Annotated in this window: 13 protein-coding genes; 8 read left to right on the top strand and 5 right to left on the bottom strand. The window is 55.5% G+C overall.

What is annotated here, in order from left to right; genetic code table 11:
• Window positions 1-42: 42 nt before the first annotated feature.
• From ybeY to miaB, 3 genes are all read right to left on the bottom strand, one after another.
• Window positions 43-501: an rRNA maturation RNase YbeY gene (gene ybeY / locus FHS30_RS11860; protein WP_183910687.1), complete on the bottom strand. Its 459-nt coding sequence runs from the start codon at window positions 499-501 to the stop codon at window positions 43-45.
• A complete protein-coding gene (locus tag FHS30_RS11855; RefSeq protein WP_246341295.1) occupies window positions 498-1,523 on the bottom strand; it encodes a PhoH family protein in 1,026 nt (341 codons plus the stop codon). Before FHS30_RS11855 ends, ybeY begins: the two co-directional genes overlap by 4 nt.
• A 165-nt stretch (window positions 1,524-1,688) precedes the next feature.
• Complete coding sequence (gene miaB, locus FHS30_RS11850) at window positions 1,689-3,053, bottom strand: tRNA (N6-isopentenyl adenosine(37)-C2)-methylthiotransferase MiaB (protein WP_183910686.1); 1,365 nt, start codon at window positions 3,051-3,053, stop codon at window positions 1,689-1,691.
• Window positions 3,054-3,221: 168 nt separating this feature from the next.
• On the opposite strand from miaB, the gene FHS30_RS11845 reads away from it, so the two are divergent.
• From FHS30_RS11845 to nhaA, 5 genes are all read left to right on the top strand, one after another.
• Window positions 3,222-3,560, top strand: a complete 339-nt coding sequence (locus FHS30_RS11845; protein WP_183910685.1) for a DUF1820 family protein — start codon at window positions 3,222-3,224, stop codon at window positions 3,558-3,560.
• A 196-nt stretch (window positions 3,561-3,756) separates the two neighbouring features.
• Window positions 3,757-4,368, top strand: a complete 612-nt coding sequence (locus FHS30_RS11840; RefSeq protein ID WP_183910684.1) for a LysE family translocator — start codon at window positions 3,757-3,759, stop codon at window positions 4,366-4,368.
• 62 nt (window positions 4,369-4,430) lie between these two features.
• Entirely contained in the window at window positions 4,431-5,156 is a 726-nt protein-coding gene (locus tag FHS30_RS11835; RefSeq protein ID WP_183910683.1) for a mechanosensitive ion channel domain-containing protein, read from the top strand.
• 32 nt (window positions 5,157-5,188) lie between these two features.
• Entirely contained in the window at window positions 5,189-7,108 is a 1,920-nt protein-coding gene (locus FHS30_RS11830) for a cation:proton antiporter (protein WP_183910682.1), read from the top strand.
• A 138-nt stretch (window positions 7,109-7,246) separates the two neighbouring features.
• Window positions 7,247-8,575, top strand: coding sequence for a Na+/H+ antiporter NhaA (gene nhaA / locus FHS30_RS11825; protein WP_183910681.1), 1,329 nt, complete (start codon window positions 7,247-7,249; stop codon window positions 8,573-8,575).
• Window positions 8,576-8,677: 102 nt separating this feature from the next.
• On the opposite strand, the gene FHS30_RS11820 is transcribed toward nhaA, so the two are convergent.
• Together FHS30_RS11820 and FHS30_RS11815 are read right to left on the bottom strand one after the other, a co-directional pair.
• On the bottom strand, window positions 8,678-9,952 hold the full coding sequence (locus FHS30_RS11820) for an aspartate aminotransferase type Ic (RefSeq protein ID WP_183910680.1): 1,275 nt from the start codon (window positions 9,950-9,952) through the stop codon (window positions 8,678-8,680).
• A 280-nt stretch (window positions 9,953-10,232) separates the two neighbouring features.
• Window positions 10,233-10,862: a TetR/AcrR family transcriptional regulator gene (locus tag FHS30_RS11815; protein ID WP_183910679.1), complete on the bottom strand. Its 630-nt coding sequence runs from the start codon at window positions 10,860-10,862 to the stop codon at window positions 10,233-10,235.
• 160 nt (window positions 10,863-11,022) lie between these two features.
• On the opposite strand from FHS30_RS11815, the gene FHS30_RS11810 reads away from it, so the two are divergent.
• From FHS30_RS11810 to FHS30_RS11800, 3 genes are read left to right on the top strand one after another with little or no spacing between them, the layout of a single operon-like run.
• Window positions 11,023-12,171: an efflux RND transporter periplasmic adaptor subunit gene (locus FHS30_RS11810; protein ID WP_183910678.1), complete on the top strand. Its 1,149-nt coding sequence runs from the start codon at window positions 11,023-11,025 to the stop codon at window positions 12,169-12,171.
• Window positions 12,171-15,269 (top strand): efflux RND transporter permease subunit, encoded by a 3,099-nt coding sequence (locus tag FHS30_RS11805; RefSeq protein ID WP_246341294.1) that lies wholly within the window; start codon window positions 12,171-12,173, stop codon window positions 15,267-15,269. The genes FHS30_RS11810 and FHS30_RS11805 overlap by 1 nt, the downstream gene beginning before the upstream one ends.
• A gap of 42 nt (window positions 15,270-15,311) precedes the next feature.
• On the top strand, window positions 15,312-15,620 hold the full coding sequence (locus FHS30_RS11800; protein WP_183910677.1) for an Mpo1-like protein: 309 nt from the start codon (window positions 15,312-15,314) through the stop codon (window positions 15,618-15,620).
• Window positions 15,621-15,716 lie beyond the last annotated feature (96 nt).

Here is a 15,716-nt window from a genome sequence, read left to right as displayed (position 1 = left end):
AAATGGTTGCCGCAATGCGGGCGGCGAAAGGGGCCATTTTACTTAAGAATCCCGATCTGCATAGGGGGCAGGGTAACCGAGACAGTGAAGTATCTCAGTTTCGAGGGCTTCCATGGCGTCGGCATCGGCGTCTTCTATGTGATCGAAGCCCAGTAAATGCAAGGTTCCGTGTACCAACATGTGCGCCCAGTGGGCCTCTAGCGCTTTGCCTTGCTCCGCCGCTTCACGCGCTACAACAGGCGCGCACACCACTAAATCGCCGAGCAGGGGCAATGCCAATTCGGGCGGGAGGTCGGCGGGAAACGAGAGCACGTTGGTGGGGTAGTCTTTGCCGCGGTAGTCGCGGTTCAGCGTTTGGCCTTGGTCTTCGTCGACGATAACAAGGCTCACTTCGGCCTCGGACCGACGCTCGCCCACGGCCGCAGTCACCCAGCGTTCAAGCTGGGATTGGCTGGGTAGGTCGGGTGCTGTGCTGGCGATTTCCGTATCGACGGTGATCATCGTCGCGGGTCGTCCGGCTGCTGGGCTTCGTGCTCTTCATAGGCCTCTACAATGCGCTGCACCAGCGGGTGGCGCACCACGTCTTTAGACAGGAAGTAGGTGAAGCTGATACCCGCTACATTCGCCAATACATCCATGACGTGCTTGAGGCCTGAGTGTTGGCCGCGCGGCAGGTCGATTTGGGATGGGTCGCCGGTAATGACGGCGGTGGAGCCAAAGCCGATGCGGGTCAAAAACATTTTCATCTGCTCGCGGGTGGTATTTTGGCTTTCATCCAATATCACAAAGGAGTTGTTGAGTGTGCGACCGCGCATGTAGGCCAGCGGTGCCACTTCAATAACGTTGCGTTCGATGAGTTTGCCAACCGTGTCAAAGCCGAGCATTTCAAATAGCGCGTCGTACAGTGGGCGCAGATAGGGATCGACCTTTTGCGAGAGGTCGCCCGGCAAAAAGCCCAGCTTTTCACCGGCTTCCACCGCGGGCCGCACCAGCAGAATGCGCTCGACTTCGTCTTTTAACAGGGCCTCTACCGCGCAGGCCACGGCGAGGTAGGTTTTGCCGGTGCCGGCTGGACCCACGCCGAAATTGATGTCGTTGGACTGCACGGCCTTTACATAGCGCTGTTGGTTGGCGCCGCGCGGGCGCACCGTGCATTTGGCCGTGCGAATCAGCGTCAGGGTATTGGGCGCTGCGGGCGTCGCCGTTGAAATGGATTCGACGTCTGACTGCTGCAGCGCTAGGTGCACTTCGTCGGCGGTTAGAATTTGGCCACCGTCGAGTTCAGCGTAGAGCCGTTGCAAAATGTGTTGCGCCACAAGCGCTGCCTGTTCACTGCCCACCAACGCAAAATCGGCGCCGCGGTTGTGAATACTGATATTCAACCGCTTTTCGATTTGCTTGAGGTGTTCGTTCATGGGGCCACACAAGTTGGCCAGCCGATTGGCGTCGTTGGGTTCTAGGGTGAAGGTGTTGCGGGTTTCGGCCTCGGGGGCCTGACGGGTATGGGTGTCGGCGGTATTCAAATGAAAGAGTCTTCCTTTAAAGTCGGCGGTAGTTCCAGATTACCCTAAGGTCGAAGGGGGGGGAACGCCGGGGAACGGCCAATTTTTTATAAAAAAGGTGCTTCTTATAGCCCTTTAAAGAGTGCCTCTGGCCCTCGGCAATGCCGCGGGCCAGAGGCGGCCGAATTACAAACCATCCAATTCCGAGCTGATCAGGGTGCCGCGCAATGAGTTGGGTAGCGCTTCCTCAATCAGAACATCGGCAAACTTACCGATGAGTTCGGCCTGATCACAGCGGAAATTCACCACGCGATTGTTTTCAGTGCGGCCAGACAATTGCCCGGGGTCCTTTTTGGAGACGCCGGTGACCAGTACGCGCTCGGTATTGCCGACCATTTGGCGGGCGATCATTTGGGCCTGCTGGTTGATTTGGTGTTGCAGTCGCTGCAGTCGTTGCTTTTTCAACTCTTCCGGTGTGTCGTCGGGTAGGTCTGACGCCGGCGTACCCGGGCGGCGGCTATAGATGAAGCTGAACGACAGATCGAAATTCATGTCTTCGATGAGCTTCATGGTGGCTTCAAAATCAGCCTCGGTTTCGCCGGGGAAGCCCACGATAAAATCCGATGAGAAGCAGATGTCGGGGCGAATTTTCTTAATCCGGCGCAGTTTGGATTTGTACTCCAGCGCCGTGTGGCCGCGCTTCATGGCCGCCAATATGCGATCGGAACCCGACTGCACCGGCAGGTGCAAATGGCTGACTAGCTCGGGCACCTTGCCGTACACCTCGATCAAGGAGTCCGAAAACTCTACGGGGTGGCTGGTGGTGAAGCGGATGCGGTCGATGCCATCGATGGCGGCCACGTAGGTGATCAACTCGGCCAGATCGGCCACTTGGCCATCGGCGGTGTCGCCGCGATAGGCGTTCACGTTTTGACCGAGCAGATTGATTTCGCGCACGCCCTGCGCGGCCAGATGGGCCACTTCCGTGAGTACCGCGTCGAGCGGGCGCGAGACCTCTTCACCGCGGGTGTAGGGCACCACGCAGAAGGTGCAGTACTTGGAGCAACCCTCCATGATGGACACGAACGCGGTGGCGCCATCGGCTTCGGGCTGCGGCAGGCGGTCGAACTTTTCGATCTCGGGAAAACTGATGTCCACGACCACGGCGCCCGAATCGCGCTTGGTTTCGATCATCTCGGGCAGGCGGTGCAGGGTTTGCGGGCCAAAGATCAAATCCACAAAGGGCGCTCGCTCGCTGATGGCCTCGCCCTCTTGGCTGGCCACGCAACCGCCCACGCCAATCACCACGTCAGGGCGGCTATCTTTGTAATGCTTCCAGCGGCCGAGCTGGTGAAACAGCTTTTCTTGGGCCTTTTCGCGAATAGAGCAGGTGTTGATGAGCAGCACATCGGCTTCATCGGGATTGTCAGTGGTCACCATTTGATGGGAGTCGCCCAGTAGATCGCGCATGCGCGCTGAGTCGTACTCGTTCATCTGGCAGCCGTGCGTCTTGATGTAGAGCTTTTTAACGGCCTTTTCAGATGTAGACATAAGGTGATACCTGTATAAAACTTGAACAATCGAAAAATGGCCGCGCATTATAGCGGGCGGGCGGTGGCTTGCCCAGTTGGCAGTTCGGCCTTTTATGGTATCCTTGCGCGCCTTTTGGGTGGCCCACCGTTTCAGCGCCGCCCCCTTTACTCTCGGTATGTTAGTGCTATGTCAGTCAATCCCACCTATAAAGTGATCTTTTACAACCAAAATCAGGTGTATGAGGTTTACGCGCGGGCCATCTATCAAAGTGAAATGTACGGTTTCATTGAGGTGGAAGAGTTCGTCTTTGGTGAGAAGTCCGCCATGATTGTCGACCCTGGTGAAGAGAAGCTGAAAAGTGAATTTGCCAAGGTGAAACGCTCCTATATCCCATTGCACAGCATCATTCGCATCGATGAAGTGGAGCACGAAGGTGCCCCCAAAGTGGTGGATATCAAGGGTGGCGACAAGGTTGCGCACTTTCCCTTCGGCGGCGGAATACCCAAGCCGCAAAGCGATTCATAGTTGGCCTGTAGTGAGTGCTTGCTATCGCTATAACCCCTAATTTTCAACGTGCATGTCTTAGTGTTCCACATGGCTTTAGGACGTTGCCGCGCACCATTAGTGAGCGCTCACAAAGCCCGCAAAAAGCTTTTTCAGGCCTTTACAGTGGCGGAAGCCTTGCCCACAATGGCTCTCCCAAATTGACGACGATAGGCCAATGGACATAGGTTTACTGGCGTTATTCATACCGACCTTTTTTCTCGTATCCATCTCCCCTGGCATGTGCATGACCCTTGCGCTGACTTTAGGTATGGCTGTGGGTGTGCGCCGCAGCCTGTGGATGATGGCCGGAGAATTGTTGGGCGTGGCGCTAGTGGCGGTGGCAGCGGTGCTGGGGGTGGCGGCGCTAATGCTCAATTACCCCACATTGTTTACGGTGTTTCGCTATGTGGGCGGGGCCTATTTATTGTGGCTCGGCTGGAAGCTTTGGCGCGCACCGCCGCCGGATTTGAGCGCCCACGGCAACACGCCGCAAACCCGCTGGGATTTGGCGCTGCAGGGCTTTACCACGGCGGTAAGCAACCCCAAAGGGTGGGCCTTCATGGTGGCTTTGCTGCCCCCCTTCTTGCGCGATGATCTACCGCTCTGGACCCAAATGGCGGGTTTGCTGACGGTTATAGTGGTCATCGAATTTACCTCACTGCTGCTCTACGCCAGTGGTGGTAAGCATTTAAGCCGATTTTTGGCGCGCGCCGGCGGCGCCAACTGGCTCAATCGCATTGCGGGCAGTTTGATGGCAATCGTGGGTGTTTGGTTAGCCGTAGGCTAGCCGTTGCAATCGTTCCAACATACAGGACTGGCACGGTGTTACTAGAAGGTATTGAGACTAAGATGTTGACCACTATTGCGCTCATTGGCAGTGCAACCTTGGGTTTATTGCTGTGCCGTCATCTACTGGGGGCCGGTTTACGTAAACTGGCAGTGAAGCAGGCGGTGAGCGAGTTGGGGTTGGCGTTTGCGTTGCGCTCGGTCAACACGGTGCTGTTTATCGTCTACGGTTTAGTGGCACTGGGTCTCCTGGGGCTGGATTTCGGCGATGTCGAGGTGCTACTGAGCTCTGTTTTCGCCGTGGTGGGCGTCGCGTTTTTTGCGCAATGGTCAATTTTGAGCAATATCACGGCGAGTTCCATCATCTTTTTCAGCTTCCCTTATCGCGTGGGCGATTGGGTGTCGGTGGTGGAGAAGGACGTCGATATTAGCGGGCAGGTGGAGGACATTACCCTGTTCCACGTGTTGATCCGGAACCTTCGGGGCGAGCTAATTACCTACCCCAACAATTTAATTTTGCAAAAGCCCGTCGTGCGCCTTAAACAAAAGCCGCTCGTGGGGCCCACCGAGGAGCTCAGTGATGAAATAGTGCCCTTTGGTGTGGGTAGCGATATTCAGCTGGGATTTGGTGAACAGACGGTGAATGGCAGAATCATTCATAAAAATGCCCAGCGCGTGTTGTTAGCATTAGATGACGGGGACACACTGGCGGTGCCGACGGTTAAGTTACAGGGTGCCCTGATCCGAGCGAGCCAGGCTTCGGCCCCGGCTTTGGCAAAGGATCAATGAGTCTTGTGAAGTATTTTGGACGAGGACGTTAAATGATGGACCCTATGGCCCTTTTGGTCGCCGTTGGCTTACTTTCGATTGCTTGTCAGTACCTTGCCTACAAGGTAAAGCTGCCCGCGATTTTGCCGCTCTTGGTATCCGGCATTTTACTAGGCCCCACCTTGGGCCTGTTAAATCCGGATGCATTGTTTGGCGATCTACTGTTTCCGTTGGTGTCGCTGTCGGTAGCCATCATTTTATTTGAGGGTGCACTGACCCTAAAGTTTGAAGATTTGGCGGGTCACGGCACCATGGTGCGCAATTTGTGCACCGTTGGCGCCTTGGTGACGTGGGCCGTTGCCACGCCTGTCGCCCATTGGGCTTTGGGCATGTCTTGGCAAATGGCGTTTTTATTCGGTGCCATTGTCACGGTTACTGGGCCGACGGTCATTGTGCCAATGCTTCGCTCTGTGCGGCCCTCTGCCAAAGTGGCCAATATATTGCGCTGGGAGGGCATCGTTATTGACCCAGTGGGCGCGTTGCTGGCGGTGCTTGTCTATGAGTATGTCATCGCCGCACAAGATGCGTGGACGCATACGCTGCAGACCTTTGGCTTGGTGTTATTGGTGGGGCTGGGCTTGGGCGCCATCATGGGCTACTTTTTGGGCATGGTGGTGCGCAAAAATTGGGTGCCGCACTATTTGCAGAATACGGCGGTGCTGACCTTGATGCTCGGTGCCTTTGCCATCTCCAATGCCATTGCCCACGAATCGGGCCTGCTCACGGTCACGGTTATGGGCATGTGGCTGGCCAACATGAAAGACGTGGATGTTGACGACATCCTCGAATTTAAAGAAACCTTGAGTGTGCTGCTCATCTCCGCCCTGTTTATTTTGTTGGCGGCGCGGCTCGATTTTGGCTCCATCATGCAGGTGGGTTGGGGCGCAATTTTGGTGTTGTTTGCCATTATTTTTATTGCGCGACCTATTTCAGTATTGGTTTCCTCAGTGGGCTCGGGTCTCAATTGGCGAGAGCTGGGCTTGCTCGCTTGGATTGCGCCACGGGGTATTGTGGCAGCGGCGGTATCGGCTCTGTTTGCATTGAAGTTGGAAACCCTGGGTTACGCTGAAGCCGATCTGCTCGTGCCCATGGTGTTTTTGGTCATCATCGCCACCGTAGTGCTGCAAAGTTTAACCGCCGTGCACGTGGCGAATTTTCTGGGCCAGCGCGCGCCTACACCCAACGGCATTCTCATTTTTGGGGGCAGTAAATTTGCGCGGATGTTTGCCCTAGAAATGAAGGATAAAAACATTCCAGTGCGCATTGCTGACACTAACTGGGATTCCATACGCCAAGCCCGTATGGATAACATTCCGACCTATTATGGCAATCCTATATCGGAGCACGCGCGCCGCACCATGGACTTGTCGGCCACTGGCCGCGTGTTGGTAATGTCGCCCTATCGGCAGTTGAATCCGCTGGTGACCTATCACTTTGAGCATGCCATGGGCAAAGGGTCTGTGCTCGGTCTAAGCGCCAATGAACAGGAAAATCGCGCCTCCCATCAGGTGTCTGAAGCCTACGCGAAAAAGTTGGGTCTGTTTGCTGAAACTGCAACTTATGGGCGGCTTGCGGCGCTGGTTGCCAAAGGGGCAACCATAAAAACGACGCGTATATCCGATTCGTTTACGCTTGAACATTATGGTGAAACCTACGGTGCCCGTGCGCTACCGCTGTGTGCACTCGACCCCAATGGCAAGGTATTTTTCTACACCATTAGCCACGACTTTAAGCCCAAGGCTGATTGGCAGATCGTCAGTTTAATTACACCCGAAACGGCTGAAGAAAAAGCTGCACGTGAGGCGCGTGAAGAGGCGGCCCGACTGCAAAAAGAAGCCGATGAAAGAGCCTTGCAGGAAGCCAAAGAGCGAGAGGCCAAACCCATCAATCCCGATGCCCCAAGTGAAGCCTAGCGACACATTTTGTTGTTGTGATTGTGTATTTCATGGTGTGGTTTCGTGCCTCATTGTCAAACGCTGTATTAGCGCGCCTGTGTTTTAGGCGCGCAATTATTTTGCTAGGCTGGTGCGGTATCCATCAGAGGAGGATCTATGTCAGAAGCCTTTAACCAGTGGTTTTATCAGTTTATTAAACGAGATACTTCCGCGGGCATTGTATTGATCACAACCACTTTATTGGCCCTGGCGCTGAAAAATTCATTCGCTAGCGGTTGGTATGACGCGTTTTTGCATACGCCGGTGGCGGTGCAGTTGGGGGCGTTAGAAATTGCCAAGCCCCTATTGTTGTGGATTAACGATGGTTTGATGGCCGTATTTTTCCTTCTGATTGGTCTTGAAGTAAAGCGTGAATTAGTTGAAGGAAACTTAAGCTCAGTATCACAAATGACGCTGCCGGGCATAGCAGCCATTGGAGGCATGTTGGTGCCGGCGCTGTGTTATGTCTACGTCAATGCCGGCGACGATCTTGCGATGCGCGGCTGGGCTATTCCCACCGCCACTGATATCGCGTTTGCGCTCGGTATTCTCACGCTGCTGGGCAATCGCGTGCCACTGTCATTAAAAGTTTTTCTCATGGCGCTCGCCATCATTGATGACCTGGGTGCGATTATTATTATTGCCCTGTTCTATACCACTGATCTTTCCACTGCGTCTATTTGGGTCGCTAGCATGGCGCTGACCGTTTTATTTGTCATGAATCGGTTGGGTGTATTTCGACGCGCCGCCTATGTCATTGTGGGCGTGGTGTTGTGGGTCAGTGTGTTGAAGTCGGGGGTGCACGCGACGCTCGCCGGAGTGGCGCTGGCGTTTATGATTCCGCTCAAGGCTAAAAACGATCGCGGTGAACAGTTTTCACCGTCTAAAAATATGGAGCATGACCTGCATTATTGGGTAAGTTTCTTCATCTTGCCGCTGTTTGCTTTTTGTAATGCGGGCATTGATTTGCGCAGTATTTCCGTGGCTCAGCTATCGGAGGGTGCGCCGCTCGGCATTATTTTTGGTCTGTTTATCGGTAAGCAGTTAGGGGTATTTGGGTTTAGTTGGTTGGCGATAAAATGCAAAATTGCCACGCTGCCCAAGGGGGCCAATTGGGTATCGCTGTACGGCGTCGCACTGCTCACCGGTGTCGGATTTACCATGAGCCTGTTTGTTAACTCGCTGGCTTTTGAAGACGACGGCTTGTTCCAAGGCGCGGATCGCTTGGCGGTGTTAGTGGGCTCGCTCTTGTCAGGCGTGATGGGATATTTGGTATTGCGCTTTGGGGTTAAAGCGGTGGAGTCTGCCGACGAGGTTATTTATATTCCATCGTCTGTGGGCTCGCCCATGGAGTCGTTAACCGATGCGGCGGCGTGGTTTAAAGACCAGACATTGGGGCTGCCACCCGACGATCCCGCAAACAAATTGCCCGATAAAACGGATTGACGTTGGCGCACCGAAAGGGCGTGCGCAAAGTCCATTTGTAAAAATAAAAACAGCAGCCGATGGCTGCTGTTTTTTTGTGGAGTCAGTATTTGTGGGGTAGCGTTAAGCGGCGAGTTTCCTGCGCACGCTGGCCAATTTTACGCAGGTGACAAACACCTCCATGGCAGCTATCACTTCGGCGACGGAGGGAACTGAGGGCGCGATGCGAATGTTTCGATCCTGAGGGTCCTTGCCATAGGGAAAGGTGGCGCCGGCCGGAGTCAATTTTACGCCGGCTTCGGCCGCCATTTGCACCACAAGCTGGGCGCAACCTGGCTGCGTATCGAATGAGACGAAATAGCCGCCCTTGGGTGTTTCCCACTGGCCTAAATCGGTGCCGGTAAAGGCCGCGTCGAGGGCCGACGAGACGGCGTCGAAACGCGGTTGCAAAATGCGGGCATGGGCCTGCATGTGGTTCCGAAGGTGCGCCATGTCCGGTAACAGGCGCATGTGGCGCAATTGATTCACCTTGTCGGGACCAATGCTCTGGCTATTTAAAAATGTTTTGAAGCTGGTCAAGTTGCGCGCGCTCATGGCGACAAAGGCAACGCCAGCGCCGGCGTGGGTAATTTTGGATGTGGAGGCGAATTGAATGACGGAATCTTGGGTGCCGGCGATGTTGCACGCCGCCATAATGCTCGCGAGGGTTTGTGGTTCGGCGAGGTCATGCACCGCGTAGGCGTTGTCCCAAAAAATCCGAAAACCAGGTTGCGCGCGCTTGGCCAGTTTGGCCATGCGATCCACTACCGCGTCGCTATAGGTGACGCCGGTGGGGTTGGCATATTTCGGAACGCACCACATGCCGCAAATGCTGGGGTCTTGGTCAATAAGCTGTTCAACCTGGTCCATATTGGGGCCTTCTGGCCCCATATCCACCGCAATCATCTGGATGCCCAGTTGTTCGCACAAGGTGAAGTGCCGATCGTAGCCGGGAGTCGGGCAGATAAATGTCATTTTGCCGCGTTTGTGCCACGCGCTATCGGGGCCATCAAAGCCAAATTGAACGGCATTGAGCAGACATTGAAACATGAGGGTAAGGCTGGAGTTGCCCAGCGCTAGAGTTTCGCTAGGGCTGGCATCCAGAATAGCCGCGCCCAGTGCGCGGGCCTCGGGTAATCCTTCGCCGCCGCCATAATTGCGCGTATCGGTTCCGTCGAGACTTTTGTAATTTCCTTTCAAGATGCCATCGAGATCATCAGAGAGGCTCAGCTGCTCGGCTGAAGGCTTGCCGCGCGTGAGGTCTAGATTAAGTTTGCGGGCGACAATGGCCGCGTAATCGGCCGCTAATTGGTGTTCCCAAAGTCGGAGTTGCTCTTGGCTAGCGTGTTCTATGTTCAATTTGGACCTCTGTTTGTAATGCGACTACAAAAACGGGCGGGATTATAAACACCTTCTGTGCAACATTTAATCGTTAAGGTGGGTTTTTATGAGATTTTTTTGCAAAAAAGTCTGTGCGATGAGCTGATGGTGTCACGCTGAGGGTGATTTCTTGCGCAGTTGCAGCCTACGGCTGTTTGGTTATTGCTCCGCGTCGCGGTGTCGCTGGGTTGTATGGCTCAGCAGCACAATTATGGGCAATAGCTGATTACATTCGTTGGCGGGGCGTGTGGTGGAGCGGTTAGGCGCGCGCACCATAGAGCGCCAGGAACATGTCCACCGAGCGCTCAATGTAGCGCTGCAGCTCGCTCTCAGTGCTTTGCGCGGGCAGGCCTATCAGGGCGCGAAAGTGGTCGTTGGTTTTCATCAGGCTTAGCAGCTGGTCTGCGGCCATGGCAACGTCGTCGCAACACAGCTCACCTTGCGTGACTTTACGGGCCAAAAAGCGCTGTAGGGTCAATTCAACTTGAGCGGGGCCCGCTGCAAAGAACATTTGTGAGATTTCGGGGTGGATTTCGGCATTGGCTGCACACAAACGGCACAGCTGTACGGCCTCACGACTTTGAATGAGCTCTTGAAAATGTTGGGCAAAGCGAACGAGAACGTCGCGCAGGGGGGCTTTGTCGTTGAGCACCTCATCGTTCATCGCGTTGGCGATGCACCGATCCTCGACGCAGAAGCGGAACAGGTCGTCTTTGGCACCAAAGTGGCTGTACACCGTTTGCTTGGATACGCCCGCGGCCTCTGCCACCTGGTCCATACTGGTGCTTAAGTAGCCCTGCTCAGTGAACAAATGGCTGGCGGCGCGAATGATTTGCTGACGCTTTTCTTCGCTTCGACCGCGAGTGGCTTTTTTGGCGGGTGTATTCATGGCAGCAGTTTAACTGAAACATTCTTACAAAAACAAACTGGACGGATCAGTCTAATTTAATTATTCTAGACTGCATCGTCCAGTTTTGTTTTTAGCGCTCCCGCAGCCGTTGCCGTCTTGGCGCAATCTGCAGGGGGCGCACCAAGAGAGGTTTGTGGTTGTGTTCAAGCGTGTGATTCGGCGTTATTGGGTCTTTGCCCCTGTGTTTATGGTGGCCGCTGCGCTGCTGTTGGCGGCGGCATGGCGGTCCACCGGTGCGCAAGAGGCAGAAGGCTATTTGCTGACCGCCGCGAGTATGCGTGTGGTGCAGCAGGCTCACTACGGTGTCGAGCGGCGCTTTGCTGGGCGCGTGGCCGCCCGTCAGGACGCCGACGTGGGCTTCGAGTTGGGCGGTCGGGTTGCCGAAATGCGGGTTAACGACGGCGATCGCGTGGCACAAGGCGATGTTTTGGCACTGCTCGATACCGAACTATTGGTGACCGAGCGCGCCCAACTGCGGGCGCAACTCGATGATACCCAGGCGCGACAGCAATTAAATCGAGCCAACATTGAGCGCCATCAATCGCTGCAGGCCAGTGGCTTTGCTTCCCAGCAGCGGCTCGACGAACTCCTCACGGAACAAAAGACCCTCACCGCCAGCGCCGATGCCCTGCGCGCCTCACTCGACAACGTGGCCAGCCGGTTGCGCAAGGCGAGCTTGAAGGCCCCCTACGATGGTGTGGTGGCGCGGCGATTTGCCGATCAAGGCACCGTGGTGGCCGCTGGCAGCCCAGTCATTCGGCTGCAGGAAGTGGCGGCCATGGAAGCCGTGGTGGGCGTGCCAGTGGCATTTGCCTTGCAATTAAGCGTTGGCCAAAGCGCCGGACTGCAATTGCGCGACCAGCACTTTATGGGGCGGGTGTTAACGGTGGGTGCGGATGTCAATCCCGTCACTAATACGGTGACAGTGCGGCTGCTCATGCCCGCCGATGCGCGCGCCTTCAATGGCGATATCATTCAGCTGATTATGAGTGAGCAGGTGGCAACGGAGGGCTTTTGGATACCTGCCGATGCGATTACCGACGGTGTGCGGGGGCGGTGGACTGTCTATGCCCTCGTCCAGCAGGACAGTGCTTTTCGCATTCAGACCCGCGATGTACAGATTCACCACAGTCGCGACGATCAAGTCTTTGTCTCCGGTGCGCTAAATGATGGCGAACAAATTGTCGCCGCGGGTGTGCATCGTTTTGCGCCGGGGCAGCAGGTGGTCACTAGCGATGCAGAACCCGTTGCCGTGCCGCAAATTGGGCTGACATCGGAGGCGCGTTGATGCTGGTAAAAAGTTTTGTGGAAAACCCGCGTCTGATAGTGATGGTTATCGCGGTGTTGATTGTCGGCGGCTTGGCTGCAGTGAATACCTTACCGCTATCTGAAGACCCCTATATTGCCGGTCGCCACGCCACGATTTTGACCCCTTACCCCGGTGCAAGTGCTGAGCGGGTAGAGGTACTCGTGACGGAAAAAATCGAAAATAAAGTGCGCGAGCTGGCGGCTATCGAATCCGTGACCTCCACCTCCAAGGCCGGCTTGTCGGTGATTGTTATCGAGCTAAAAGGCAGCGTGGGTGGCGATCAAGTGGCAGGGCTTTGGTCGCGCACCCGGGCGTTAATTGACGAAGTGCAAAGCGAGTTGCCGCAGGGTGTACTGCCCTCGCGGCTGATCGACAATCGCAGTCACGCGTTTACCCGCATCCTGGCGTTGCGTTGGCAGGGGGCTGGCACACCGGATATGGCGGTGTTGGGGCGCTATGCACAAGAGCTGGAAAGTCGATTGCGGGCGCTGCCCGGCAGTTGGCGAGTGGAGCGCTTTGGTGAAGTGCAGGAAGAAATTCACGTTGATGTCGATAACGCAATTTTAAGTCGACTGGGGCTGACCTCGGCTGCCATTGCCGAGGCGATAAGTCGCGCCGACAGTAAAGTCGCCGCCGGTGAATTGGGTGCCGGCGCGCAAACCATTGCCGTCGAAGTGCGCGGCGCCATCGATAACGTCGAGCGCGTGCGCCGCGTGCCTTTGCAATCGCCCCAAGAGGGCAGTTTGCTGGTGGGCGATGTGGCCAGCGTGTACCGCGGTGAAAAAACGCCACAGAAATCATTGGCTCTGGTGCACGGCGAGCGCGCAGTGGTGGTGGCGATCAGTATGTTGGCCGATGAGCGCATAGACCGCTGGAGCGAAAAAGTCGATCGCAAGCTGATGGACTTCAGTGAAGTTTTGCCTGCCAACGTGGCACTGGAAAGTTTATTCGATCAGCGTGGCTACACGGAGCAGCGACTCAGTGATTTGATCGGCAATGTGGTGCTTGGATTTGGGTTAATTTTTTTGGTGTTGTTTTTCACCTTGGGGTGGCGCTCGGCCGTTATTGTCGCCCTGGCCTTGCCCCTGACCGCGCTGTTTACGTTATCGGTAATGAAATTTTATGGTTTGCCGATCCACCAAATGTCGGTAACCGGTTTAATTGTTGCGCTGGGAATCATGGTGGATAACGCCATCGTTATGGTGGACTCCATTGCCCGCGAGCGGCAGGCGGGTCAAGCGCGCACCCAAGCCGTACTGCGTTCCGTACGCCATTTATGGCTGCCACTGTTGGGCTCCACTCTGACCACTGTGCTGGCGTTTATGCCCATTGTGCTCATGCCGGGACCGGCGGGAGAGTTTGTGGGTGGCATTGCGTTATCGGTTATTTTTTCGTTGGTGGGTTCTTGGCTGATTTCACACACGTTAATTGCCGGGCTCGCCGGTCGTTGGTTGCCCCAAGAGGCACAGGGCGGGCACTGGTTGCAGCGCGGCTGTTCGAACGCGGCCTTAAGTGCGCGCGCTGAGCAGTTAATTTTGTCGGCCATGCGACGCCCAATAGCCACCTTGGTGGCAGTGTCGAGCTTGCCATTGTTGGGGTTTGTGGCGGCCAGTCAACTCACCGAGCAATTCTTTCCCGCCTCTGATCGCGACATGTTTCACATCGAAGTATATTTGCCCGAACATGCCAGCATTCAACAAACGCGCACCTTGGTTGAGCAGATTGATGCCTATTTGAAATCAGATGAGCCGGAGATATCTTCTGCCCATTGGTTTGTGGGGAGCGCGGCGCCGTCGTTTTATTACAACCTCATGTTTGGTCGCGACGGTTCGGCCAACTATGCGCAGGCAATGGTCAAAACGCCGCACTTTAAGATTGCCAACGCATTGATTCCGGATTTACAGCAGCGCTTGGACGCGCGTTTTCCGCAGGCACAAATATTAGTGCGTAAATTGGAGCAGGGGCCGCCCTTTGAGGCGCCGGTGGAGCTGCGTGTGTTTGGCCCAAGTTTGGCTGTGTTAAAGGCCAAGGGCGACGAAGTGCGCGGCGCCATGGCGGCGGTTGCGAGCGTTTCGCACACGCGAGCGTCCTTGTCTGCGGCGGTGCCGAAGTTGTGGCTGGATGTGGATGAGGACGTCGCCCGACGCGCCCAATTTCAGTTGGTCGATTTATCGCAGCAACTGCAGGCGGGTTTAGATGGTGTGGTGCGCGGTTCGCTTATTGAAGGCACCACGGAAATTCCGGTGCGCGTGCGCATGCACGCGGAGGCCCGACGGGATCTGGATCGCCTCCAGCAATTTCAATTTGTATCGCCCGCCACCAGTGGCAATCAAGGCGTCCCACTGAGCGGCATTGCCCGCTTGGCATTGCAGCCAACTCAGGGTGCTATCGCGCGTCGCAACGGGGAGCGCGTGAACACGGTGCAAGCTTTTCTGCGCGATGGCGTACTGCCCGCCGACGCGGTGGCGGCCGTGCAGCGAGAGCTCGAGCGCCGAGGCTTTACCCTGCCGGCGGGTTACCGGTTGGAGCTGGGAGGCGAGGGCGCTGAGCGCGATGAGGCGGTGCACGATCTCATGGGATCAGTGGGGCTTATTCTGACGCTGTTGGTGCTAGTGGTTGTATTAAGTTTTAACTCGTTCCGCATCAGTGTGATTATTTTCGCTGCGGCCTTTCAATCCATTGGCTTGGGATTGTTGTGTGTCTATCTATTTGGGTACGCGTTTGGGTTCACGGTAATTATTGGTTTGCTGGGGTTGATGGGCTTGGCCATTAACGCGGCCATCGTCATCTTGGCGGAATTAAAATCGGACGCCAACGCAGTGCGTGGCGATGAGGTAGATATAGTGGCTGGCGTGATGCGCTGTGGTCGGCATATCACCTCCACAACCATCACCACGGTGGGTGGCTTTCTGCCCCTGATCTTGGCGGGCGGCGGCTTTTGGCCCCCCTTCGCCATTGCTATTGCCGGTGGCACTGTGTTGACCACGCTGCTGTCATTTTTGTTCGTGCCGGCGGCCTTTGTACTGTTTGCTCGCAAGCGCCATTTTGCACTGGCAGGTGCGCAGGCATTGGCGTAAGTTGGTTGCGATCGGCCCGTAAAATTTGTGGAGGAGTGAGCAATGTCAACCGAACATTTCAACAGTTTTAGGGAGTTCTACCCCTATTACTTAGCGGAGCATGCCAACAGAGTGTGTCGTCGAATGCACTTTATGGGCTCGACGGTGGCACTGATGTTATTGGTATTTGCTATCTACACACTCAACCCCTGGTGGCTGTTAGTGGGCGTGTTACAGGGGTATGGATTTGCCTGGGTAGGCCATTTTTACTTCGAGCAGAATAAACCCGCCACCTTTAAGTATCCCGGTTATAGCTTTATTGGCGATTGGGTGATGTACAAAGATATGCTCACGGGCAAGTTAACTTTTTAATGCGTCGGTTTTATCGTGCTCTTGCCCGGTTCGCCGGGCTTTTTTATGGCTGACAGTGGGGCCTGTGGCGTGGCGCTTCTACTTGTGGGCTTATTG

The sequence above is a fragment of the Simiduia aestuariiviva genome, assembly GCF_014192475.1.
Classification (GTDB): domain Bacteria; phylum Pseudomonadota; class Gammaproteobacteria; order Pseudomonadales; family Cellvibrionaceae; genus Simiduia; species Simiduia aestuariiviva.
Note: the sequence above shows the minus strand (reverse complement) of the source record. Positions and strands in the feature narration are given on the sequence as shown.

Coding starts and splice junctions, on each gene's coding strand:
- ybeY (WP_183910687.1), bottom strand. CDS start 501: ATGATCACCGTCGATACGGAAATCGCCAGCACAGCACCCGACCTACCC.
- miaB (WP_183910686.1), bottom strand. CDS start 3,053: ATGTCTACATCTGAAAAGGCCGTTAAAAAGCTCTACATCAAGACGCAC.
- FHS30_RS11845 (WP_183910685.1), top strand. CDS start 3,222: ATGTCAGTCAATCCCACCTATAAAGTGATCTTTTACAACCAAAATCAG.
- FHS30_RS11840 (WP_183910684.1), top strand. CDS start 3,757: ATGGACATAGGTTTACTGGCGTTATTCATACCGACCTTTTTTCTCGTA.
- FHS30_RS11835 (WP_183910683.1), top strand. CDS start 4,431: ATGTTGACCACTATTGCGCTCATTGGCAGTGCAACCTTGGGTTTATTG.
- FHS30_RS11830 (WP_183910682.1), top strand. CDS start 5,189: ATGATGGACCCTATGGCCCTTTTGGTCGCCGTTGGCTTACTTTCGATT.
- nhaA (WP_183910681.1), top strand. CDS start 7,247: ATGTCAGAAGCCTTTAACCAGTGGTTTTATCAGTTTATTAAACGAGAT.
- FHS30_RS11815 (WP_183910679.1), bottom strand. CDS start 10,862: ATGAATACACCCGCCAAAAAAGCCACTCGCGGTCGAAGCGAAGAAAAG.
- FHS30_RS11805 (WP_246341294.1), top strand. CDS start 12,171: ATGCTGGTAAAAAGTTTTGTGGAAAACCCGCGTCTGATAGTGATGGTT.
- FHS30_RS11800 (WP_183910677.1), top strand. CDS start 15,312: ATGTCAACCGAACATTTCAACAGTTTTAGGGAGTTCTACCCCTATTAC.